16 protein-coding genes and 1 pseudogene are annotated in these 23,963 nt (G+C 60.3%); 16 read left to right on the top strand and 1 reads right to left on the bottom strand.

The features are described from left to right. Positions 1-2: 2 nt before the first annotated feature. The 16 genes from tssH (at position 3) to Q0908_RS17380 (ending at position 23,545) form a co-directional block, all read left to right on the top strand. The gene (tssH, locus tag Q0908_RS17300) at positions 3-2,738 is read left to right on the top strand and encodes a type VI secretion system ATPase TssH (protein ID WP_299287471.1); all 2,736 of its coding nucleotides are present in this window, start codon (positions 3-5) and stop codon (positions 2,736-2,738) included. Positions 2,739-2,750: 12 nt separating this feature from the next. Then, positions 2,751-3,863 carry a hypothetical protein gene (locus Q0908_RS17305; protein WP_299287474.1) on the top strand — a complete coding sequence of 371 codons (1,113 nt, stop codon included), beginning with the start codon at positions 2,751-2,753 and terminating at the stop codon, positions 3,861-3,863. 127 nt (positions 3,864-3,990) lie between these two features. Beyond that, a complete protein-coding gene (locus tag Q0908_RS17310; RefSeq protein WP_299287476.1) occupies positions 3,991-4,938 on the top strand; it encodes a hypothetical protein in 948 nt (315 codons plus the stop codon). A gap of 27 nt (positions 4,939-4,965) precedes the next feature. Then, positions 4,966-5,832, top strand: a complete 867-nt coding sequence (locus Q0908_RS17315; protein WP_299287479.1) for an ion transporter — start codon at positions 4,966-4,968, stop codon at positions 5,830-5,832. Continuing rightward, the gene (gene tssB / locus Q0908_RS20450) at positions 5,832-9,947 is read left to right on the top strand and encodes a type VI secretion system contractile sheath small subunit (protein WP_366869418.1); all 4,116 of its coding nucleotides are present in this window, start codon (positions 5,832-5,834) and stop codon (positions 9,945-9,947) included. The genes Q0908_RS17315 and tssB overlap by 1 nt, the downstream gene beginning before the upstream one ends. Then, positions 9,948-10,247, top strand: coding sequence for a hypothetical protein (locus tag Q0908_RS17330; protein WP_299287482.1), 300 nt, complete (start codon positions 9,948-9,950; stop codon positions 10,245-10,247). 29 nt (positions 10,248-10,276) lie between these two features. Beyond that, positions 10,277-12,409 carry a type VI secretion system tip protein TssI/VgrG gene (tssI, locus tag Q0908_RS17335; RefSeq protein ID WP_299287485.1) on the top strand — a complete coding sequence of 711 codons (2,133 nt, stop codon included), beginning with the start codon at positions 10,277-10,279 and terminating at the stop codon, positions 12,407-12,409. Positions 12,410-12,417: 8 nt separating this feature from the next. Beyond that, on the top strand, positions 12,418-13,023 hold the full coding sequence (locus Q0908_RS17340; protein WP_299287487.1) for a hypothetical protein: 606 nt from the start codon (positions 12,418-12,420) through the stop codon (positions 13,021-13,023). Continuing rightward, positions 13,023-13,328 (top strand): PAAR domain-containing protein, encoded by a 306-nt coding sequence (locus Q0908_RS17345; RefSeq protein WP_299287490.1) that lies wholly within the window; start codon positions 13,023-13,025, stop codon positions 13,326-13,328. The genes Q0908_RS17340 and Q0908_RS17345 overlap by 1 nt, the downstream gene beginning before the upstream one ends. A gap of 6 nt (positions 13,329-13,334) precedes the next feature. Further along, entirely contained in the window at positions 13,335-14,795 is a 1,461-nt protein-coding gene (gene tagH / locus Q0908_RS17350; RefSeq protein WP_299287492.1) for a type VI secretion system-associated FHA domain protein TagH, read from the top strand. Between the two features lie 28 nt (positions 14,796-14,823). Further along, complete coding sequence (gene tssK, locus Q0908_RS17355; protein ID WP_299287494.1) at positions 14,824-16,164, top strand: type VI secretion system baseplate subunit TssK; 1,341 nt, start codon at positions 14,824-14,826, stop codon at positions 16,162-16,164. 35 nt (positions 16,165-16,199) lie between these two features. Beyond that, entirely contained in the window at positions 16,200-17,603 is a 1,404-nt protein-coding gene (gene icmH / locus Q0908_RS17360; protein ID WP_299287496.1) for a type IVB secretion system protein IcmH/DotU, read from the top strand. Then, complete coding sequence (gene tssM / locus Q0908_RS17365) at positions 17,600-21,178, top strand: type VI secretion system membrane subunit TssM (RefSeq protein ID WP_299287498.1); 3,579 nt, start codon at positions 17,600-17,602, stop codon at positions 21,176-21,178. The genes icmH and tssM overlap by 4 nt, the downstream gene beginning before the upstream one ends. Next, a complete protein-coding gene (gene tagF, locus Q0908_RS17370) occupies positions 21,178-21,858 on the top strand; it encodes a type VI secretion system-associated protein TagF (protein ID WP_299287500.1) in 681 nt (226 codons plus the stop codon). Before tssM ends, tagF begins: the two co-directional genes overlap by 1 nt. Further along, complete coding sequence (locus Q0908_RS17375) at positions 21,855-22,568, top strand: protein phosphatase 2C domain-containing protein (RefSeq protein ID WP_299287502.1); 714 nt, start codon at positions 21,855-21,857, stop codon at positions 22,566-22,568. The genes tagF and Q0908_RS17375 overlap by 4 nt, the downstream gene beginning before the upstream one ends. A gap of 101 nt (positions 22,569-22,669) precedes the next feature. Next, a complete protein-coding gene (locus Q0908_RS17380) occupies positions 22,670-23,545 on the top strand; it encodes a M15 family metallopeptidase (RefSeq protein ID WP_299287504.1) in 876 nt (291 codons plus the stop codon). A 44-nt stretch (positions 23,546-23,589) separates the two neighbouring features. Here the strand turns inward: Q0908_RS17380 and Q0908_RS17385 are convergent. Next, positions 23,590-23,963: pseudogene (locus Q0908_RS17385) on the bottom strand (IS30 family transposase); the annotation flags it as partial.

Below are 23,963 nucleotides of genomic sequence, written 5' to 3' on the forward strand. Positions count from 1 at the left end.
CCATGACGGAAATCAGCCGCGTTGCCCTGTTTGGCAAGCTCAACAGCCTTGGCTTCAAAGCCATCGAGGGCGCCACCGTATTCTGCAAGATGCGCGGCAACCCCTATGTCGAGGTGGTGCACTGGCTGCACCAGATCCTCAACAATCAGGACAGCGACATTCATCGCATCATCCAGCATTTCGATCTCGATGCAGGCGCGATCGCGACCGAGATGACAAAGGCGCTGGACAACCTGCCACGCGGAGCTTCGTCCGTCAGTGACCTGTCCGCCCATCTCGAGGACGTGATGGAGCGGGCCTGGGTCTGGGGTTCGCTGCTGTATTCCTCGAACCAGGTGCGCACGGGGCATTTGATTTTGGGCATGCTCGAGACGCCCAACCTCAAGAACATCCTGATGAGCATTTCGCCGACGCTGGCGGGCATCAAGGCAGATGCCCTTGCTGATGATTTCCACAACATCACCGACGGCTCGCCCGAAGATGCAATGCGCCCGCAAGACGGGTCGGTCACCGGTGGTGGTGCAGAGCCGGGCGAAGCAAGCGGTGCCATGGCCCCGTCGCAGATGGGCAAGCAGGAAGCGTTGGAGCAGTTCTGTACCGACCTCACCGAACAGGCCCGCAATGGCGAGATTGACCCCATCGTGGGCCGGGACGAGGAAATCCGCCAGATCGTCGACGTCCTGATGCGCCGGCGTCAGAACAACCCGATCCTGACCGGTGAGGCCGGTGTCGGTAAAACGGCTGTGGTCGAAGGGTTCGCACTGCGCATCGCCCGCGGTGACGTGCCGCCTGCCTTGCGTGATGTGCGCCTGCTGGTGCTGGATGTGGGCCTGTTGCAAGCCGGCGCGTCCATGAAGGGCGAGTTTGAAAACCGTCTGCGTCAGGTCATTGACGAGGTGCAGGGATCGACCACCCCCATCGTGATGTTCGTGGACGAAACGCACACGCTGGTCGGGGCAGGGGGGGCCGCCGGAACGGGCGACGCCGCCAACCTGCTGAAACCCGCGCTGGCGCGCGGCACGTTGCGCACCATCGGTGCGACCACGTGGGCCGAGTACAAGAAATACATCGAAAAAGACCCTGCCCTGACCCGCCGCTTTCAGGTCGTGCATGTGGAAGAACCCGACATCCCCAAGGCCGTGCTGATGATGCGCGGCATCGCGGCGATGCTGGAAAAGCACCACAAGGTGCAGGTGCTGGACGAAGGGATCGAGGCGTCGGTCACTCTGTCCGCCCGCTATATCCCGGCGCGCCAATTGCCCGACAAGTCGGTCAGCCTGCTCGATACCGCCTGTGCCCGCGTCGCTGTCAGCCAGCACGCCGTGCCCGCACAGGTCGATGACAGCCAGCGCCGGATTGAATCGCTGACCACCGAGTTGGAGATCATCGGGCGGGATGAGACCGCAGGCTATGACGTGGCCGAACGCCGCGCCGAGGTGCAGGCCCAGAAGGATGCCGAGGCCGAGCGTCTGACCGGCCTCAAGGAGAACTGGGAAAAGGAAAAAATCCTCGTCTCCGAAATCATCGAGTTGCGCGCCAAGCTGCGGGAAAGCGGCCAGCAGGTCGAGACCACGCACACGCCCGAAGGGACCGCCGCCGATGAGGCCGCTGCCGAGAGCGAGGCGGTCACCCCAATCAGCGAGGAAGAGCGCGCCGCGATCATGGCCGAGTTGAAGGCCAAAAACGCCGAACTGGTCACGCAACAGGGCGACAGCCCTCTGATCATGCCCATCGTGGATCATCAGGCGGTCGCAAGCGTTGTCGGCGACTGGACCGGCATCCCCGTGGGCCGCATGGTCAAGGACGAGATCGAGACGGTTCTGAACCTCGAAGAGCATCTGGCCAAGCGTGTGATCGGTCAGGACCACGCGATGAAGATGATTGCCAAGCGCATCCAGACATCCCGCGCGGGCCTCGACAACCCATCCAAACCAATCGGGGTGTTCATGCTGGCGGGGACGTCCGGTGTGGGTAAAACCGAGACCGCGCTGGCGCTCGCCGAGGTTCTGTATGGGGGTGAGCAGAACGTCATCACCATCAACATGTCCGAGTACCAAGAGGCGCACACCGTGTCCTCGCTGAAAGGGGCCCCTCCGGGCTATGTGGGCTATGGCGAAGGCGGCGTGCTGACCGAGGCGGTGCGGCGCAAACCCTATTCCGTCGTCTTGCTCGACGAAGTGGAAAAAGCGCACCCGGATGTCCACGAGATCTTTTTCCAGGTGTTCGACAAGGGCGTGATGGAAGACGGCGAGGGCCGCGTGATCGACTTCAAGAACACGCTGATCCTGCTGACCTCGAATGCGGGTACGGACCTGATCATGGACCTGTGCAGCGATCCCGAATTGCTACCCGAACCCGAAGGGATGGCCAAGGCCCTGCGCGAGCCGCTGCTCAAGGTGTTCCCGCCCGCGCTGCTTGGGCGGTTGGTCGCGATCCCCTACTATCCGCTCAGCCCTGACATGATCGGCAAGATCACGGTGCTGCAACTCAACCGCATCAAAAAGCGGGTCGAGGCAGCCCACGGGGTGCCGTTTGAGTATTCCGATGCGGTGGTGGCCGAGATCGTGGATCGCTGTCAGGAACTGGAAAGCGGTGGCCGCATGATCGATGCGATCGTGACCAACACCATGTTGCCCGATATTTCCGCTGAATTCCTGCGCCGCATGATGGAAGGGGGCACCATCGACAAGGTGGCCATCGACGTCAAAGACCACGAATTCACCTACAGCTTCGAGTAAGGACCGGCACCGATGCAATTCGTCATTCAACCCAAAAGCGGGTTCGCCGCCAGCGAACTCATCCGCATGAAAAGCAAGTCAGGTCGGATCAACTTCGAAGGCTCGATTTCAGCAACGTGGAAGGATCCGGGCCTTGCCAAGGTCGATCAGGCTGTAGCCTCGGACTTTCTGGTCAAACTGGGGATCAACCTCGAGCGGGCCTACAAAGCCAAAATCAGTGCTTGGAAAAGTGATCTGCAAAGCAAGATGGATGCGCTGGAGGAAAAGCTGGGCAAATCCGAAGAGAAGTTTCGCAAGGAAGCACTCAAGAAATCCAAGTCCGACAGCGAGAAACAGAAGTTCGTCGAGTCACAGAACAAGGATCAGACCAGCCGTCTGGAGAAGATCAGAAAAGAGGCGCAGGCCGCTTATACCAAACTGATTTCCGATCTGGCCTTGCCTGCCCGCAAGACGACGATGAAGGCACTGGCGGAGGCCCCCAAGGAGCTGAAGAAAAGCAAGCTGTCCACGGCCATCAAGATCGGCAAATGGCTGTTGACCGCAGCCGTCATCGTGGCCGCCACCCTCGCCTTGCCCCCTGCGGGTATCACAGCGGCCTTTGTGGTCGCAGCGGCGACCATCGTTCACAAAAGCATGTCCGCCGCCAACGATGCGGTCGGCATCTACAAGGAACACTTCAAGACGGCCAAGTTGAAGGTTGAAAAGGCCAACGCGTCGCTGGCATCGGCGGATGACGCCATCGGCGAGGCCATAGCGGACATGCGCGGCGTCAAGGATGCTATCGGTGCGATGCGCGTCAAGAAGGCCACGACCGAGATTGCGATCAACAAGTACAAGGCCCAGATCGCCGCCGCAAGCAAAGATTCCCCCGCCGCGACCAAGGCCATCTCCAAATCCACCGCCAAGGCGGATGAGGCCCAGAAATATATGGCGGAACTCGACGCGGCAGTAGGTGGGGACCCGGATGCAGTGCTCGCCAATCTGCAAGCCGCCCGAACTGCGCTGAAAAAGGCCATCAACGCCATGCCCGAGCCGAAGAAGGCAAAGGAAAGCAAGCTGCAAAAGATCGTGGATTGTCTGGATGCCGTTTCGGGCCTTGCCGACGATGTGAAGGAGTTGGCCTGATCGAATATCGCGGGGCTGCTGCGTGTTAATGACCTGTGACGACACGCGCGGCCCTGCGACACCCAAATGACCCGGCGAACACGTTTGCGGTCCGCCTTTGACTGCCGCTATTGAAAGGAACTTCGTTATGCCTGCCGCTCCCGGAACCAAGACCATGGCCGCCAAGCTGTCGGTGCTGCCCACACAGGAAATGAAGCCCGAGGTCGTCAAGTGGATCAAGACGATGCCGCGTGTGGCCAAGCTGTTTGCCAAGCCGCTGACCTATGACGACAAGGTCGACCTGAACCCCAAGAAGTGGACCGACAAAAAGCTGTCCAAAGCGATGGCCGCGCTGGTGCGTTATGAGCTTGCCTTGCTCGCCAACCGCGCAAGCGACGCCAAGAAGGTATCGGACAAGGCCAAGTCCCCCATGGAGGAAATCAAGGTCGTCGGCCTGCTTCAGAAGGCGATCAAGAAGGCGCAGGCCGACATCGACAGCAAGTGTTCGGATGCGCTTGAAGAACTCGAGTCAGGCAAGGGTGAGGCCAAAGCCGGGCTTGCTGCGGGCAAAAAGGCGATGGCGCAGATCAATACGCTCGACGTCTCGTCCCTGTTTTCCGGCATCATCGACACTGGCACCAAAGCTGCCAAGAGCCTTTATACCCCACTTGCTGGCAATGATGACAAGAAGAAGCAAGCGGCAATTTCCAAAGCCTCCAAGGACGTCGAGGCGGCGGTGTCCAAGCTGAACGACACTGGCAAGACCGCTCAGTCGGTTGCCAAATATCTGCTCGATACCGGCAAGAAGCTGAAGAACCACGAGAACGGCCAGCTTGCCGATTTCGGTATCAGCATCCTCAAGAAAGATGTCCAGCCCGAGTTGGAGAAGCTGGATGCGGACATGTCAAAGCTTGAAGATGCGCTGACCCCTTTTGCCGCCGCGTTGAAGAAAGGGGATTTGGACCTTGCCGCCGCCAAGGCACATGAAAAGAACCTGTCTGCGCTCAGCGGATTGCAGGCCACCGCCAACAAGGCTGTTGCCGCAATGAAGTCCCTGCAAGCCAAGTTCAAGAAGATCGAAAACGACCTGAAGTAAGCCCCACAGTTTACGACCGGAGATGTGATGACCCAGACAAGCAGCGATATGAACACACCCAGTGCGCCGACGGACCATCGGGCCCGGTTGCGTCTGTTTCTGGAACAGCCCCGCGTGCACAATGCGATCCTTGCGCTGATCATCTTCAACGCGATCACACTTGGGGTGGGCACCTCGAAATGGGTGCAGGCCCATACAGGTGAATTACTTTATGTTGTGGACAAGATCGTGCTGGCCATCTTTGTGGTCGAACTGTTGCTCAAGCTCTATGCCTATGGGCTGAACTTTTTCCGCAATTCGTGGAACATCTTCGATCTGTTCGTTGTCGGCGTGGGGCTGTTGCCCCAGACGGCGGGCCTGTCGGCCTTGCGGGGTCTGCGTGTCATCCGGGCCCTGCGGCTTTTGTCCGTCATTCCGCAAATGCGTGCTGTTGTGCAGGCATTGCTGGATGCGTTGCCAGGAATGGGCGCGGTCATCGTGATGATTTCGATCGTGTTTTATGTGTTCGGGGTCATGGCCACGATCATGTACGGTGCCGCCTTTGACGAATGGTTCGGCAGCCTTGGCCGCTCGCTCTATTCCTTGTTCCAGATCATGACGCTGGAATCGTGGTCGATGGGCATCGTGCGCCCGGTGATGGAGGTCTATCCGTCGGCCTGGGCCTTCTTTGTCCCGTTCATCGTGATCACAGCCTTTTCGGTGCTGAACCTGTTCATCGGTCTGCTTGTGAACACCATGCAGTCCGCCGTGGAGGACGAGACCGAAGCCGAGTTCGAGAAGCTGCGCGAGCTGGTACGCGAAGAGACCGATCAGGTCGATGCCCACGTCCTCGAACTCAAGGCCGAACTGGTGGCGTTGCGCGCTGAACTCAGCGCCGCGCGGGAGGGCAAGTGATGAGCGGTAGCCAAAAGTTTATCGCCCGCAACCGCGCGCCCCGTGTTCAGATCGAATACGATGTCGAGCTGTATGGGGCCCAGAAAAAGGTGCAGTTGCCCTTTGTCATGGGGGTGTTCTCCGATCTGTCGGGCAAGGCCGAGACCCCACCCATCGCGGACCGCAAGTTCCTTGAGATCGACATCGACAACTTTGACGAGCGTATGGGGGCCATCGCCCCCAAGGCGCAGTTTTCCGTGCCCAACACGCTAACGGGCGACGGCAATCTGTCGGTCGACCTGACCTTTACCAAGATGGCTGATTTTTCCCCGCAGGCCATTGCCGAAAATGTCGATGCCTTGCGTCCATTACTTGAGGCGCGCCAGCAATTGTCGGACCTGATGACCTATATGGATGGCAAGGCGGGCGCCGAAACCCTGATCGAAAAGCTGCTGTCCGAACCTGCGTTGCTGGCCGCCCTGGGTGGCTCCGACGGCCCATCTGCGGATGTGGACGCAGCCCTTGATACTCTGCGTGGCGCGTTGCCCGCAGATAGTGCCGCTGACACCGGCACGGATGATACCCTTGCCGCATTGGCCGCGCAGGCCCCGATGGATGAGGCGCCTGACACCTCTGTTGCGGACGCGCTGAGCACCCTGCAACCTGCCCCGGAAACGGTGGTCGAGGATGCCCATGACTCTGCCCTCGACGCCTTACGCGCGACCCCCGTTGAAACCGCGCCTGAGAGTGATAGTGCGGAGGACGTGTTGTCCGGCATCGCCCGGACGGATGTTGTCGAAGTGTCGGAACACGAAGACGCATCCGGTGATATTCTGGCCGGGATCGCGCGTGTGGACGACGCGCCAGAGGCGGACACCACCGACGACGTTCTTGCGGGGTTGGAGGCACCCACAAAACCTGCGGACACGGGCGATGATGATACGTCGGACGTGCTGGCCGGTCTTGCCGACACCGCCGTCGAAGAGGCACCGCCCGAAGACATCACCACAAATGTGTTGGCCGGGCTGGATCGGATCGAAACGGCAGACGCCCCAGATGACACGGCAGACATTCTCGCGGGGCTAGAGACGCCTGATGAAGATGACGCGGGGGCCGATGACGTCGCTGATATTCTTGGTGACATCGCCGCTGCACCGCTGGCCGAGGATGCGCCCGAGGACGACACTGACAATATTCTGGCGACCCTCGAGACGCCCACGCCCACGCCCACGGCTGAACCAGAAGACCCCCTCGATGATATTCTGGGTGGCATCGCTGCTGCGCCAGAGGTCGAGGACACAGATGATGGGTTGGATGATATCCTATCCGGGCTGGAGACCCCGGAGGAAGCACCCGAAACGGATGTGCAGGATATCTTGGGCGATATCACTCCTGTCGTAGAGGCTGTCGAAGATAACGGGGCCGACGATATTCTGGCCAGTCTTGATGCCGCACCCGAAGAGGTTCCAGAGGCCGACGTTTTGGATGATGTGCTGGCCGGTCTGGAAACTCCGGCTGTGGATGACCCACCCGACACCCAAACCGACGATGTCCTTGCGGGGTTGGAAACGCCCGACGCGCCACTCGAGGACGTCGACACGCTGGATGACATCTTGGGCGACATCGCCGCCGCACCCGAAGAGGCGGATGAAGGCGATGATCTGGACGATATTTTAGGTGGGCTTGAAGCGGCAGAAGACGCCCCGGCCGAGGATGGGGTGGATGATATCCTGTCCGGGCTGGACGCGGTGGAGGAAGATACTCCGACCGATGATCTGGATGATATCTTGGGTGGGCTGGACGCAGTCGAGGATGCTCCGACCGAAGACGGGCTGGACGACATCCTGAGCGGGCTGGACGCGGTGGAGGAGGACCTACCCGCCGATGATCTGGACGACATCCTCGGCGGTTTGGACACACCAGACACCCCGGCCAACGAAACGAATACCGACGATATACTCAGCGAGTTGGACGCTGCCCCGGCGGATGAGGCGGCCGACGATCCGGATGATGTTCTTGGCGACATCGACAGCGGGGACACGGCGGATACCGACCTCGACGATCTGTTGGGCGATCTTGGTGATGATACCGAAGCGGCGTCTGACGACGACGACCTTGATGCGCTGCTTGGCAACGGTGATGCTGAAACGGATGACACCGATCTGGACGCGCTGCTCGGTGATTTGGACAACGCAGGAGACTCTGCAGGCGATGATCTGGACGATATCCTGAGCGGGCTTGACGATGACACGCCGGCGCAGGCCGAGACCGATGATCTGGATGACATTCTGGCAGGGCTCGACAATCCGAACCCACAGGAAGAGGGGCCAGCGGAGGCTCTGACCAGCGTGGATGACGCAGGGGCCGAGGATGACATCTCCGTCCCGCCTCCGCCCGCAGTGCAGTCGCCATTCGGTCTGATTTCGGCGCCGCGCCCAGAGCGTGACGGCCTGAACCGGTCGAAATTCCGCATGGCCGTGTTCGGTGACTTTACCGGACGCGCCGCGAGAGGGCTGATGGAAACCGGCGATGCGCTCGCCAGTCGCACGCCCATCCCGCTGGATGTGGACACGATTGACGATGTGATTGCGGGGTTCGGCACCACGCTCACCCTCAAAATTGGCAAAGATGGCGGCGGTGTGCATGTGAAGCTGAAAGAGCTGGATGACCTGCACCCGGATGAGCTTTACGACAATATCTCGGTCTTTGACGAGATTTCTGGTCTGCGCCAGCAGTTGGGCATGGGGTCGATGGCGGACAAGGCCGTGGGTCAGCTAAAGTCATGGTCCGAGACCTATGCGACCCCGATCAAGCTGCCGAAACGGTCGGCTAGCACCTCGGTGCCCACAAACCTCAAACTCAGCGACTTTCAGGCACTGATCGGCGACAGTGGCGGTGCGTTGACCCAACCGGATGCCGCCGACGACCTGATCGCGCAGATCATTGGGCCTCATATCGTGAAGGCCCCTGATGCGGGCGCGGCGGAGATGACCAAGGCGGTGGACGAAGCGCTGAGTTCGGCCATGCGTCTTGTGTTGCACCACCCCGACTTTCAGGCGATCGAAGCGCAGTGGCGCTCGCTTGATATGCTGGCGCGGCGGATCGAGACGGATAGCACGCTCGAAATCATGCTCTACGATGTGTCCGCCGAAGAGTTGGCCGCCGATCTGGCCGCCCATGAGGACCTTGCCCAAACCGGTTTGTTCAAACTGGTGACGGATGTGCTGGACCCCGAAGAGGGGGCAGGCGGCTTTTCCGCGCTGTTCGGCATGTACACGTTCGAGGAATCCCCGCCCCATGCCGAGTTGCTGGCCCGGATCGGGCAGGTGGGTGCCCATGTGGATGCACCGTTTTTCTCGGCGATCACACCGGGCTATCTGGATGTCGCCAAGGAAGATCGCCACCCGCTGGTTGCCAAGGCGTGGGACACCCTTCGCGGATTGCCAGAGGCCGCCTATCTGGCCCTGTCCTCGCCCCGGTTCCTGCTGCGCCAGCCATATGGTGCAAAATCCGATCCGATCTATGCGTTCGAGTTCGAGGAGTTCACACCCCAGGAGGGGCTAAGGGGCATGCTGTGGGCCAATCCAGTTGTGATGGTCGCGATCCTGCTGGCGGGCACCTACAAGAAAGACGGCAAGGCCATGGACCTTGGCACGCTGATGTCGTTGGGCGATCTGCCATTCCACTATGTGAACGACCGGCACGGTGATCAGGTGGCGCTACCCTGCACGGAACGTAACCTGACCAGTGATGCGGCGCAGACAACCCTTGGCCGGGGATATATGCCGGTGGTCTGGGTCAAGGGGCGCAATGAGATCCGCCTTGGCTCTTTCCGCTCGCTTGCGGGGGACATGATCGCCGGCCCATGGGAAGCCGAAGTGCCCGCCCCACGACCCGCCCCGGGTGCAGGCACGCTGAGCCTTGAGGTGGACATTCCGAGCGACGACGGTGAGGATGGCAATGACACATCGCTTGACGATCTGTTGGGCGATCTTGACGGTGGGTCAGATGCAGATGCAGGCGATGATGCGGACACCTCGCTTGATGATCTTTTGGCTGGTTTTGATGATGACGATGACAGCGCGGACGCAGAGGACATGGATCCCGAACTGGCCGCCTTGTTGGAGGGATTGTAGATGAATTCGATGGGCAACATCCCGGAACCCGAACCCGAACGGGATGACGAACCGGATATCATTATTCTGGGGATCCAGAAGAGCAGCTATTACCTGTACAAGGGTGACGACTATTTGAACCAATTGCTTTTGGTGGACGGGGAATATCCCAAACCCGTCCTCTGTGTACATTTTGAAACTTTGATTGATGCAAAGCTGGTGATCGGAGAAGGATTTTCCATCGCGCAATACTGGGCCATTCACCCGGAAATCATTGCGCGCCTCCGGTCCGATGACTGCCTTATTGAAACGGACGCATAGCCGCGGATTCCGAGGCAAGGAGTGCTGAGATGGCCGAAAAAGATGTTAAACTTGAAAACCGACAGGTTTGGATGGAGGGCGAATATTCCGCCAAGACCGTCAACCTCAAGAACGCACGCGTCATCGAGGGGCTGAGCACCCTGACCGAGACGACCGTTGAATTCACCTCATCCGACGACAAGCTGGATTTGCAGGATATTCTGGGGTCGGACATTTGCCTTGGCTTGAAGGATGCTGATGACACGGACCGGTATTTCAGCGGCACCTGCACATCCGTTGAATATGTAGGCCTGTCACAGGGTCTGAACCATTTTGTCGCCGAATTGCGCCCGTGGCTGTGGTTCCTGACCCGGACGCAGGAAAACCGCATCTTTCAGGACAAGACCGTGATGGAAATCATCCAGGAGGTGCTGGAGGACAAGGATTACGGCTTCTGGTCCGACGTTCAGAAAAAGACGACCAGCACCTTCAAGAGCCGGGTCTATTGCGTTCAGTACAACGAGAGTGATTTCGATTTTATCTCGCGCCTCATGGAAGAGGAGGGGATCTATTACTTCTTTGTTCAGGACGGCAAGAAACTGAAGATGGTGCTGGCCGACAGCATCAGCGCTCACAAGCCGACCCCCGGTGGCCCCGAGTTCGAGTTCCACTTCAAGGAAGCCCAGTACCGCCGTCGCAACGACCACATCTTCGACTGGAGCGAGGCCAGCGGCGTCACCACCGGCAAGATCACCCTCAACGACTATGATTTCGAGAAGCCCGGCGCGGACAAAAAGACCGTGTCGGCCATCGAAAAAGGCAAACACGGCCACAAGAAATACGAACATTACCGCTATCCAGGCCACAGCCGGATCGAAGGTATGGGCGACAGCTTTACCAAGATCCGCATGGAGGCCGAGGCCGTCAAACACAAGCTATCGCGCGGGGCGGGCAATATCCGCACCTTGGGTGCGGGACAGACCTTCAAGATGAAAGGGCATCCGCGCAAGGAAAACAACGCCGAGTTTCTGGTAACCCGGGCCGTCCACCACCTCCAGATCGAGACGGATTACGAGGATGCGGAGACCAAGAAACCGCTTTTTGACAGCACCATTCCGGTGGATGAGGACAACAAGGACACCTATCGCGTTGTCTTTGATGTGATCCCCAAAGCCGAACCGTTCCGCGCCCCGCAGACGACCGAGTGGCCGCGCCTGCTTGGTATGCAGACCGCCCTCGTGACCGGCCCCTCGGGCGACGAAATCTACACCGACAAATACGGCCGCATCAAAGTGCAGTTCTATTGGGACCGCGTCGGCAAGAAGGACGAGAAGACCACCTGTTGGGTGCGCTGCGTCATGCCCTGGACGGGCAAGGATTGGGGTATGATTTCGATCCCCCGCATCGGTCAGGAAGTCGCCATTCAGTTCGAGGAAGGCGACCCGGATCGCCCGATCTGTACGGGCATGCTCTATAATGCCGATACGATGCCGCCCTATGGGCTGCCCGCCAACATGACCCAGACCGGGATCAAGACACGCTCGAGCAAGGACGGGGGCGCGGACAATTACAACGAGCTGGTGTTCGAGGACAAGAAAGACGCCGAGTTCATCCGGATGCATTCCGAAAAGGACTATTTCCAGACCATCGAGAACAATGCCGAGATCAAGATCGGTCAGACAAAGCAGGACCCCGGCGATCTGACGCAAACGATCTATCACACCAAGACCGAAACGATCGAGACGGGCGACCACATCTTCAAGGTCGAGACCGGCAATCAGGAGATCTTCATCAAGACCAATCACACGGAAACGATCGAAGGCACCTCGACCGAGACCATCAAGGGCGATACCGAGACGACCATTGAGGAGGGGAACTATACCCAGACCATCAGCGCCGGGGATGTCACCCGTGAGGTGTCGATGGGCAGTGAGGATGTGACCGTGTCGATGGGCGACTACAGTCTGGACACCACCGCAGGCAAAGTTGTCGTGACCGCAGGGATGGAGATTTCGCTGACGGTGGGGGCCAATTCGATCACCATCGACAACAGCGGGATCACGATCTCGGGCATCATGGTCACCGTCGAAGGGCAGGCCACGGTCGATGTCGGCTCACCCATGACCACCGTGACGGGGGATGGCATGCTGACCCTCGACGGTGGCGTGACCATGATTAACTGAGCAGGCTTATGTCAGACCGATTTGCAAATCTCAAAAAGATCCCCGAACAGCCTGCCGCGCGGCTGCTCGCGGCGGCGAATGCCAAGCTCAAGACCGCGCTCAAGGCACCGGCCAGTGCTACCGTGCCCGTCGTGCTGGCCGAGTTGGAAGAGGTCGGCGCGCATGTGGATCTGATCCGGGTGCTGTCCGTGTCCTTGCCGCCGCGCGAATGTGTGTGGTGGGCGTGCCTGGCGGGGCGTGACCTGATCGGTCCCGAGGGCCAAAGCCTGTGCCTGACCACCGCCGAGGCCTGGGTTTTCGAGCCCACTGACGATATCCGCCTGCGCCTTCAGACGGTGCTTGAAACTGAGTCCTCCGGTGACAAGACCGCGCCCTGTGCGACGGCGGCCTTTTATGCCCCCGGAAATCTTGGCCCCGGCGAGATGAAAGAACACCCCGCCCCGATCGGGGTGGTAGCGGCCTGCGCCTTTGGGATCAACCTCAAGACCCTCAAACTGGGTCCCGATCCCGAAACCCGGTTTAATCTGATCATTGATCGGGCACTCGACATTGCACGCGGTGGCAATGGCAAGGTAGAGTTGGCCGAACCGACCTCGCAAGAAGGAACCGCCTGATGCCGGGCCCACCCCAAGCACGTGTTGCAGACATGCATACAGGTCCCTGCACCTTTGGATCGCCCCTGCCGATCATGCCGCCCTGCTGCGTGACTGTGCTGGTGTGCAAGATGCCTGCCGCCCGGGTAACGGACTTGTGCCTTGGCCTCGTCGCGCCTCCGGCTGCCAACTTTCCACCTCACCCGATTGCCAAAGGATCTACGACGGTTTTGATCCAGAAGTTGCCTGCCGCCCGGATCGGTGACATGTGCTCTTTGGGTGGCGCGATCGTTGCGGGCGCGCCGACGGTATTGACGGGCGGCTGAGGCGATATGGCAATTACACTAAGGTTCCAGTCTACAGGTAGTATTCCGGGCAACGGCGACCCTGTGTCGATGCACGGGGCCAGCCTGACCATCGGGCGCGGCAACGAAAATGATCTGGTGTTGCCCGATCCCAACCGCGAGTTGTCCAAGCGGCACTGCGCCATCGAGGATCACAACGGCAACGTGATCGTGGTCGATTTTTCGACCAACGGCACATTTCTGAACTACGGCAAGCTGGCCCTTGGCAGCACGCCCACCCCGCTTAATGACGGCGACATCCTGTCGGTCGGGCCTTACGAAATTCTGGTCACCATTTCGTCGGACACGGCCGAAGACATAATTGCCGCGCCCGTGGCCGATAGCCCCATTTCTCACGGGCTGGCCTCAAACGCGCCAAGCAAGTCCGATTTGCTGGACGCCCCCGGCGATGGCGGAGATTTTCTGGACGATTTGCTGGGCGGGCGTGAAGCCGCGCCAAAGGGCCCCGGCAGCGTCAACCGTGAAGAGCCCGGCGATGACGGGTTGTTGCCGCCGCTTGGCGATGACGATGGCATTTTGCCCCCCGCCTCCGATCCGTTTGACGGGCAGGGGGCCAGTGTCGGTATGCACAACGCGGCAGCACAGGATCATTTCAACGTTGCCGCCCCATCATCGGGCGGTGCCGCCATCCCGGATGATTGGGATGATGATTTTCTGTCGCCAAATCCGCCCGCGCGCGGGGCCCCTCTGGGCCAGAGCGATCCCTTTGCGGCCCCGACACCGCCACCCGCACGCATCCCGGATGAACCGACAACCCAGCCTTTGCAGCCCGTGGCCGCACCCGGTCCGGTGCCTGCGGCTCATGCTGTTTCGCCGCAGCCGGCACCCGCGGCCGTCGGTGGCGGTGGCAGTGGCCCGGCGCGTGGATTTCTCGCCTCGCTCGGGGCTGAAGGTGTTGATGTGCCGGATGCCGACCTGCCCGCCACGATGGTGCGCATGGGCAAGGTGCTGCGCGTGATGATCGAAGGGATGCGCGAAATCCTGATGACGCGCAGTTCGATCAAGTCCGAGTTCCGCATCGAGCAAACCATGATTCAGGTTGGCGGCAACAACCCTCTGAAATTCTCGATCAGCCCCGAACAGGCGATCGAGGCGATGGTGCGTCCCAAAGCCCAAGGCTATCTGGATGCAGCGGACGCGACGACCGAGGCCCTCAAGGACATCAAGGCTCATGAGGTTGCGATGATCACAGGCATGGAAGCCGCGCTGAAGGGTATCCTGAAAAAACTCGATCCGGCTGTGCTCGAGGGCAAGATCAGCAAGGACAGCAGCCTGAGCGGCATGCTCAAGAGCCGCAAGGCGCGCTATTGGGAAATTTACGAAAGCATGTACACCGAAATCGCAGACCAGGCCGAAAACGATTTTCAAGAGCTGTTCGCCAAGGAGTTCGCCCGCGCCTATCAGGACCAATTGGATAAGCTAAAATGATGACGCGTGACCGCCGGGAGGGCACATAATGTCCTGGGACAGCAAGGTTTTGTGGAATGAGGGCCTATTCCTTCAGCCCCACCATTTTCAACAGGCCGACCGCTATACCGAAAGCCTTGTCGCGGGTCTGGCCCGTCGCATCGCACCTTATGCCTGGGGTGTGAACACACTTGAGATTGACGAGGAAGTGCTGAAGTTCGGCCAGTTCGCGATCAAGTCCTGCGCCGGCCTGACCCATGACGGGACCGTGTTCCGCGTGCCCGCCTCCGAGGATCATCCGCCCGCGCTGGACGTGCCCGAGGGGATCAAGGATTGCGTGGTCTACCTGACCGTCCCGCAGCGCCGCCAAGGCGCGCTCGAGGTGGACATGACCGGTGCCGAACTCTCCGCCGCGCGGCTGCGCCCCGGTGAGATCGAAGTGACCGACGTCACCTCGACCGGGAAAAAGGCCGTGACGATGGGCGTGGGTAAGTTGCGCCTGCAATTCGCGCTCGAGGTCGATGACCTCGCGGATCGGCTGTGTATTCCCGTCGCCAAGATCATAGAGGTGAAGCCCGACAAGGAAGTCGTGCTCGACAAATCCTTCATCGCGTCCTGTCTGGATTGCAACGCCGCCGGGCCGCTCAAGGATTTCGTGCGCGAACTCGACGGGCTGCTTGGGCATCGCAAGACGGCACTGGCCGGGCGTTTGTCCGAAGGGGGCGGCACCAAGGGCGTCGCCGAGATTTCGGACTTCCTGCTGCTGATGTGCGTGAACAAGATGCATCCGCTGGTGCAGCATCTGGCCCAGATCGAAAACGTGCATCCGCAGGATATGTACCGGGTCTGCCTTATGCTGGCGGGTGAGTTGTCGACCTTTATGGCCAATGACAAATCCGCGCCCGAATTTCCGCCCTATGCCCATGACAAGCTGACCCAGACCTTTAATCCCGTCATCAAGGTGCTGCGCCAGTACCTGTCATCGGTGCTGGAGCAGACGGCGGTGTCGATCCCGCTTGATCCGCGCAAATACGGGATCAGCGTGGGTGTCATCGCCGACCGCAAGCTGTTGTCGACGGCAGGCTTCGTGCTGGCGGTGCAGGCTGACATCCCGGCCGAAAACATCCGCCGCCATTTCCAGAACCAGGCCAAGATCGGCCCGGTCGAGGAAATTCGCCAGCTTGTGAATTCGGCCCTGCCTGGCATCCCGCTGCGCCCCCTGCCTGTGGCACCGCGTCAGATCCCATATCACGCAGGAGTGGTGTACTTTGAACTGGACGGCGACAGCACCCATTGGGGTAAGATGTCGACATCCGGGGGCGTGGCCGTGCACGTGTCCGGAGAGTTTCCAGGATTGAAAATGGAACTTTGGGCCATTCGGCAAGGCTGATAGCCGTTTGGGGCTAAGATTGGGGGACAGAACGCATGTCTGACAAGGATCCATTCGCCGAACCGGATGATGCGGATCGAACGATTATCCGCCCCAATCCCGGTGGGCGACGCCCTGCGCCGTCAAGCCCATCCCCCTTTGCGCAGCAACCCGAGCCCACACCGCAGGTCACACCGAACCCGCAGGCCATGGGAATCCCGTCGGCCTCTTCCGCGACCCGCGATACATCCAGCGAGCCCAGTGTCGAACAGGGCATGACAGGTATGAACAAGATCAACGCGGCCGCCGCCACGTTGTTCTCGCTGGTATCGCGCATCCGCAACCGTGCCCAGCATATGGATCCCGAAAAGCTGCGCCGCTCGGTCGTGGCCGAGGTGCGCGAATTCGAGAACCGCGCGCTGCAGGCCGGCGTGGATGCGCAGGACGTGAAGATCGCGCGCTATGCCATTTGCGCAACTTTGGACGATGTGGTGCTGAATACGCCGTGGGGGGGGCAGTCGATCTGGGCGCAGCAATCTATGGTCGGCACCTTCCATAAGGAAACCGTGGGCGGGGATCGCTTTTTCGATCTGCTTGCGCGGCTTGAGAAAGAACCGAGCAGCAATATCGACCTTCTCGAGTTCCTCTATATGTGCCTGTCGCTCGGGTTCGAGGGGCGCTTGCGCGTGGAACAGAACGGGTCGGACAAGCACCTGCAGATCCGTGCCGGGCTGTCCCGTATCATTCGGGCCCAACGCGGTCCGGTGGAAAAGGACATGTCGCCCCATTGGAAGGGTGTCGAGCAACCCCACAAAGTGCTGTCGATCTGGCGCCCGCTCTGGATCACGACCGCCAGCGTGGCGGTGATCATGACAGCAGTGTTCCTGACATTTAACTGGGTGCTGAACCGGTCGACCAATCAGGTGATCGGGCAATTGTCCGTGCTCGACAGTGGGCAGGTGGCTGAGTTGATGCGTCGTGCCCCGCCACCGCCACCGCCACCACCCCCCCCGGATGTGCAGTTGAAACGCGTGCAGGGCTTTCTGGAACAGGAAATCACCGACGGCATTGTCGAGGTATTCCAAGACCAGCAGACCATCACTGTGCGGCTGGCGGGGTCAGGCATGTTCGGCTCAGGCTCTGACCGCCTTCAGCCCGCGTTCGAAGAGCCGTTGCGCAAGGTCGCCCAAGCGTTGGACGAGACCGCGGGCCCGATCATTGTCGTTGGCCACTCCGACAACGTGCCGATCCGCTCGTCCCGCTTTCCATCGAACGAACATCTGTCGCTTGCCCGCGCCGAGGCGGTCATGAACACCCTGGCTGGCAAGGTCGAAAGCTCTGACCGGCTGGAGGCCGAAGGGCGCGCGGACAAGGAACCCATCGCCGATAATGGCACCCGCGACGGACGCGCCAAGAACCGGCGCATCGAGATCGTATTGGTCAGGGAAGACGCAACATGATTTTCACCCTTTTGCGCCGCATCCGATCCGGGATCACCACCACCATTCTGGTGGCCATCGCACTGTCGCTGCTGATCTGGTTCTTTGGTCCGTTTCTGGGATTCGGCAGCGTCACACCCTTTGCCAGTGTGCTGGCCCGCCTGATCTCCATCGGGGTGATCGTGCTGCTGGCCCTGACCACGATCCTGATCATCATCATGCGCCGCGCCAAACGCGAAAAGCAGATGGAGGACGATATTGTCGAGTCCATCGACGAGGATGCGGGGGGCGAAGACGATGAGTTGGTTAAGGCCGAGTTGCTGGAACTCAAGGGCAAGCTGAAAGAAGCGCTTGGGACCTTGCGCAAATCCAAGCTTGGCAAACGGTCGCTTTACGAGTTGCCATGGTATGTGATGATCGGCCCGCCCGGCGCTGGCAAGACCACAGCCATCGTCAATTCCGGGCTGAACTTTCCGTTGGCCGAAAGCGTGGGCAAGGCCAGTATCGGCGGGGTCGGGGGCACGCGCAACTGCGACTGGTGGTTCACCAATGACGCCGTTCTGATTGATACCGCGGGCCGTTACACCACCCAGGACAGCGAAGAATCCGAGGATAATGCGGGCTGGCAGGGCTTTCTCAAGCTGCTCAAGAAACACCGTACCCGCCAGCCGATCAACGGCGCGATCCTGGCCGTATCCCTGTCGGATCTGTCCTTGCAGGATGAGGCGACCCAAAAGAGCCACGCCGCCGCGATCCGCCGTCGTCTGCACGAGTTGCGCGAAAAGCTGGGCGTGCGTTTTCCAGTCTATGTGCTGTTCACCAAGTCTGACCTGATCGCCGGGTTCACCGAGTTCTTTGACCATCTGGGCAAGGAAGACCGCGAACAGGTCTGGGGCTTCACCCTGCCTTTGCAGAAAAAGACCAAGGCCGAACTGTCGCCCATCGCGGCCTTTGATGAGGAATTCAGCCTGCTTTTGGGGCAGGTGAACGCCCAATCGCTGGAACGGATGCAGCAGGAAACCGATCACCAGCGCCGCTCGCTCATCGCGAGCTTTCCGTCGCAGGTGGCGTCTGTCCGCGCCACGGCCCGCACGTTTCTGGACGAGGTGTTTCAAGACAACCGTTTTGAAAAACGCCACCTTCTGCGCGGCGTTTATTTCACGTCCGGCACCCAAGAAGGCACACCCATTGACCGTTTGATGATGGGTATGGCCCGCACATTCGGCATTGGCCGTCAGGCTATCGGCACAGGGCGGGGCACAGGGCGCTCGTTCTTTCTGACCCGGCTATTTGAGGGTGTCATGTTCCCCGAAGCCGGTCTTGTCAGTGCCGATGACAAGGTCGAACGCCGTTATCGCTGGACCAAACGCATCGCCATCACCGCCGCCCTTCTGGGCGGTATTGGCATGACGGGCCTGTGGGCACGCAGCTATGTGGGCAACGCCGAACTGCTAGAACAAGCTGCGGACAGCGTCGAACTCTACCGCTCAGCCGCGGCGCAGATTCCTGGCAGCCCCATTGAAGACAGCGATTTGCCCGGCGTCGTCCCTGCGCTCAACATCCTGCGCGGCATGCCCGCAAACCCGGCCGCCGGGGACCCAAGCCCTGACAGTTCCGTCACGTGGGGCCTTTATCAGGGCAAGGTGCTTGGCAATCAGGCTGGCCAATCCTACCGCGCTGCGCTGAACGAACACCTGCTGCCGCGCCTTCTTCTGCGTCTTGAGGACCAGATGCAGGCCAACATGAACAACCCAGACTTCCTGTATGAAAGCCTCAAGATCTATCTGATGCTCGGCCAACAGGGCCCGATGAATCAGGATCTGATCAAGGAGTGGATGGCGCTGGACTGGTCTGTCGCCTTTCAGGGCAGCGGACGGGACGAGCTGCGCACCGACCTGACGCAACACCTGAACGCATTGCTGGATGCGCCGCTGGACAAGATCGGATTGAACGGCCCGTTGGTCGAGCAAATCCAGGGACTGCTGTCGGAAATGCCGCTCGCCCAACGCATCTATAACGGGATCATCAATTCGCCTCGCGCCAAGGAGCTGCCACAGTGGCGCCTCACGGATATCGGCGGTCCGGCCATCAGCCGTGTGATCGTGCGGTCCTCCGGCAAGCCGCTCAACGAAGGGGTTGAGGGCATCTTTACCTATGACGGGTTCAACAACGTGTTCCTCGAAGAGGCGCTTGGCGTGGCCCAACGGATTCAGCGCGAAAGCTGGGTGTTGGGCGCGCGCGGTGAGGCCGAACAATCCGAGACCGTGCTTGTCGCGATGAGCCGTGATGTGCTCGATCTGTATTACACCGACTACATCTCGCGCTATGATCAGATCCTCGGCGATATCGACATCATCCCGATGGAAAGCCTGAGCCACGCTGTCGAAGTGACCAACGTGCTGTCCGGGCCAACCTCGCCTTTGGTCAACATCCTCACCGCTGTGTCCGACGAAACCAAACTGACCGAAACGCGCGAAATCGACGCCTCTGGCCTTGCCGACGGGGCGCAGGAGATCGGTGCGCTTGAGCTGCAATCCACGCTATCGAGCCGCAGTCAGTTGTTTCTGAATGCATTGACCTCGAACTTGCCGACGGACCAAGGGCCTCCGCCCAAGGCACCCGGCGAATTTGTCGTGGAACGCTTTGCTTGGCTGCATGAGCTGGTCGCGGAAATCGACGGCCAGCCGTCGCAACTGGCCGAGCTGACCGCGCGCCTGACGGAAGTCTACCAAGAGCTCAACAAGCTCAGCTTTGCGGGAGGTGTCGGGGCAGGGGCAGGAGACGCCACTGCAATCGTCCGCTTTCAGGAGCTTGCCAACCGTCTGCCCGGGCCGATTCAGCGCTGGTCGACCCAGATTTCCACGGGTTCCTCGGGGATCACGGCGGATGGCACGCGCGCCTCGATCAATGCCAAATGGCAGTCACAGGTGCTGCCGTTCTGTACCCAAGCGCTTGACAACCGCTATCCGTTTGAGCGGGGCGCCAAGGCGGATGTCGCCATGGGTGACTTTGCCCGTCTGTTTGGCCCCAACGGGATGATCGACGGGTTCTTCAACGACAACTTGCGCGACTATGTGGACACGCGGGCAAGGCCATGGGCGTGGAAGCGGGTCAATGACACCGATCTGGGGATCAGCCCGGCAGTTCTGCAGCAGTTGCAATACGCCGCGGAGATCCGCGATGCGTTCTTTGCCGGTGGTGCGAACCCTGCCGTGTCGTTCCAGATCACACCCGAAGCGCTGGACCCAAAAGCGCAGGAAGTCGTGTTGGACATTGACGGCACGGAGGTGAAATTCGCCCACTCCGTCGCGCCCAAACCTGCCGCGATCACCTGGCCCGGCACGGTCGGATCGGCGCGCATCGTGCTTCAACCCGTGGTCAACAACACCTCCAACGCGATCACCCGCGACGGGCCATGGGCCTGGTTCCGCCTGCTGAGTGCAGCCGAGGTGCGCCGCACCAACGTGTCGGACCGCAACCGCGTGATCTTCAACGTGGGCGGGCGCATCGCAATCTTCCAGTTGCAGTCGGGCTCGGTGCTCAACCCCTTTGCTTTGCCCGCGCTCAGCAAATTCAGCTGCCCCAAGTCGTTCTGATGTCCGCTGCGACAAATGGGCGGTTTGGCGCATTCGGAAAGATTCCCGCGCTTGGGGATTTCGTGCGGCTGAACGTAAGTGCAGGCTTTGTGCAGCCATGGGACGCGTGGATGCAAGAGGGCATGATCGAGGTGCGCGCAGCCCTCGCCGAGGCTTGGGATGACGCCTATATGTCCGCGCCGATGTGGCGGTTCACGCTGCCCAAGGGCGTCGCTGGCGACACCGGTATGATGGGGTTGTTCATGGCCTCGGTTGATCGGGTCGGGCGGCAATATCCACTGACGCTGGCAACCCCGACTGATGCCACCGACACAGCGCTCAGCCATTTTGCCAACGCCTCGCTTTTTGAACATCTCGAACAGATCGCTTTGTCGATGCTCGATGATGGCAACACCCGCGAGGTGCTGGCAGGAGCGCTGGAACCGCTTGGCCCGATGCCCCCATTGCCAATGCATGCGCCCGCACTGCCCTATGCCGGGCCGGTGCCGCTTGAGCATATGTGGGCGGGCCAATTGCTCTCCCAACAGACCGGGGGGGCGACCGCCATCTGGTCGACTGCCATGGACCACGACCACCGCCTGATGCTCACGCGCGGGCTGCCCGAGGGGCGCAATATGCGCGCCCTGTTCGATCTGTCTCCCCACGCATGGGGCACCCAAGATATGGCCGCGCATATATGACCCAAATACGATATTCTGCCTCCACCCATGTGGGGCTGAAACGCAAGGTAAACGAAGACAGCATCCTCGCGCTGCCCGATCAACGGATCTGGGTCGTGGCCGATGGGATGGGGGGCCACGAAGGTGGCGATTTCTCCTCGCAAGCTGTCGTTGACAGCGTCGCGATGATCGATCCGACATTGCCACCTGTCGGTTTGCTGCATGCGCTGCGCGAGACATTGGCGCGGTCGCACGAGTTGATCCTGAAAGAATCCGAGGCGCGCGGTGGTCTGACAATGGGCACGACCGTCGTGACCTTTGCCATCGCCGAAGATCACTTTGCGACGTTCTGGGCCGGAGACAGCCGCCTGTATCGTCTGCAGGGCGGGGTGCTGGATATGCTGACAACCGACCATTCCGTCGTCGCCGCCTTTGTCATGGCGGGCGAGATGACGTGGGACGAAGCCGAACACCATCCGCAATCCAATGCCGTCACCCGTGCCGTGGGTGTCGGTGACGAATTGGAGCTGGAAAAGATCCGCGGTGAAATTCTGCCTGGTGACCGGTTCCTGCTGTGCTCGGACGGGCTGACCAAATACGCAACCTTTGGCATTCTGGCGAGGGTCCTGTCCGAAGAGCCCATCGAAACCGTGACCGAACGCCTCCAGCAGATTGCTCTCGACGGGGGCGGGGCCGATAACATTTCGATCATCGTGATCGACGTGATCTGAGACAGATGATAACGCCAGCGCCATGCCGTGATGCGATTTGTTGACTTGGTCAAACCGCTCATTCACTGTTTCTCAAACTCCATTTTTCAGGCCAGCACATTATGGACAATCGTGTAATTCCCGCAATTCTCGGCGTCATGGCCCTGATCTTTGTCGGGTTGGGCGTGCTGATCTATTTGCAGTTCCGACCCGAACAGGAAATTCGCTACGAGTCCGATGGTGACACTGAATTCGCGGCCTCTGCCATCGACAGCGGTGCCCGGATCGAAATTGAAGTGCTGCGCTCGCAGATCGAGGCGCTGACCGAAGCGGTGCAGAACCTCGAAAAAGAAATCGGGCGTGTCGAGTTTTCCAGCCGTGGGCCCACCAATACCGCACCCGTTGAGGGGAACGAGCCGGTGTTTCAAAGCGATGGCACCAACGACATCATCGATTCCTACGCGCAAGTTGTCCTGATCGCGGGACGGCGCGATCTGAACAAAGGGCTCAAAATCGCATCGCCCTCTTACCTCGAAAGCGTGTTTGGCAAACCGCGCGACGTGCTGACCTCCGAGTGTCAGGGCATGACCAACACCCGCCTCGCCAGCAAGCTGAAGACAGAACAGGTTGGCCCCGTGCGTGTGCGCATGCTGACCCCCGCTATCGAGTCTCTGGGTCGCGTGTTTGACAAGATCAAGGCGACCGATCCTGATCTTTATGCCCGGATCAACACTGCGGGGGCTTTGTGCGTGCGCCATATTCGAGGGGCACCGGGGCGCACCTCGACCCACGCCTTTGGCTTGTCCCTTGATCTGAACATTGATGGTAAACTCGACCGGCTTGGCGACGGCAAGACGCAGCTTGGCCTCACGATCCTCGCTGACTTTTTCCGCAATGAGGGTTGGTATTGGGGGGCTGGTTTCTCGCGCGAGGACAGCATGCATTTCGAGGTGAGCCGCGGATTGGTCGAACGGTGGATCGAAGAGGGAAAGCTGTAGGGCCTATGGGCGAACGGGTGTGAGCGATACCTGAACTGCGGCTCCTATTGCCTTCGAGGGTAGGGCGCTTGGCCCATTCCCTCCATCATCTTTTCGCGGAAAACCTCAGCCGGTGTCTTCCATCCGAGGCACTTTCTGGGTGTCGCGTTGAGGCGGTCACCGATCATCTTCAATTCATGATCTGTGACTGCCGTGATGTCTCGCTTGCGGGGCAATCATCTTCGTGCGCGGCGATTGGTATTCTCGACGGTGCCTTTTTGCCAGGGCGAAGAGGGGTCACAAAACCAGGTTTGCGTTCCGATCTCAGCCTGCAAAAGTGGCCAACTGACGAACTCGGTGCCGCGGTCAAAGGTGATTGAACGGCGTGCGATGTGGGGCAGCCCACGGACAGCTTTCATGATCTTGCCCCTCTCGGCAG

Source organism: uncultured Tateyamaria sp. (assembly GCF_947494755.1).
Lineage (GTDB): Bacteria > Pseudomonadota > Alphaproteobacteria > Rhodobacterales > Rhodobacteraceae > Tateyamaria.

Coding starts and splice junctions, on each gene's coding strand:
- Q0908_RS17330 (WP_299287482.1), top strand. CDS start 9,948: ATGAATTCGATGGGCAACATCCCGGAACCCGAACCCGAACGGGATGAC.
- tssB (WP_366869418.1), top strand. CDS start 5,832: ATGAGCGGTAGCCAAAAGTTTATCGCCCGCAACCGCGCGCCCCGTGTT.
- Q0908_RS17315 (WP_299287479.1), top strand. CDS start 4,966: ATGACCCAGACAAGCAGCGATATGAACACACCCAGTGCGCCGACGGAC.
- tagH (WP_299287492.1), top strand. CDS start 13,335: ATGGCAATTACACTAAGGTTCCAGTCTACAGGTAGTATTCCGGGCAAC.
- Q0908_RS17310 (WP_299287476.1), top strand. CDS start 3,991: ATGCCTGCCGCTCCCGGAACCAAGACCATGGCCGCCAAGCTGTCGGTG.
- Q0908_RS17305 (WP_299287474.1), top strand. CDS start 2,751: ATGCAATTCGTCATTCAACCCAAAAGCGGGTTCGCCGCCAGCGAACTC.
- tssH (WP_299287471.1), top strand. CDS start 3: ATGACGGAAATCAGCCGCGTTGCCCTGTTTGGCAAGCTCAACAGCCTT.
- tssI (WP_299287485.1), top strand. CDS start 10,277: ATGGCCGAAAAAGATGTTAAACTTGAAAACCGACAGGTTTGGATGGAG.
- Q0908_RS17345 (WP_299287490.1), top strand. CDS start 13,023: ATGCCGGGCCCACCCCAAGCACGTGTTGCAGACATGCATACAGGTCCC.
- tssM (WP_299287498.1), top strand. CDS start 17,600: ATGATTTTCACCCTTTTGCGCCGCATCCGATCCGGGATCACCACCACC.
- Q0908_RS17375 (WP_299287502.1), top strand. CDS start 21,855: ATGACCCAAATACGATATTCTGCCTCCACCCATGTGGGGCTGAAACGC.
- icmH (WP_299287496.1), top strand. CDS start 16,200: ATGTCTGACAAGGATCCATTCGCCGAACCGGATGATGCGGATCGAACG.
- Q0908_RS17380 (WP_299287504.1), top strand. CDS start 22,670: ATGGACAATCGTGTAATTCCCGCAATTCTCGGCGTCATGGCCCTGATC.
- tagF (WP_299287500.1), top strand. CDS start 21,178: ATGTCCGCTGCGACAAATGGGCGGTTTGGCGCATTCGGAAAGATTCCC.
- Q0908_RS17340 (WP_299287487.1), top strand. CDS start 12,418: ATGTCAGACCGATTTGCAAATCTCAAAAAGATCCCCGAACAGCCTGCC.
- tssK (WP_299287494.1), top strand. CDS start 14,824: ATGTCCTGGGACAGCAAGGTTTTGTGGAATGAGGGCCTATTCCTTCAG.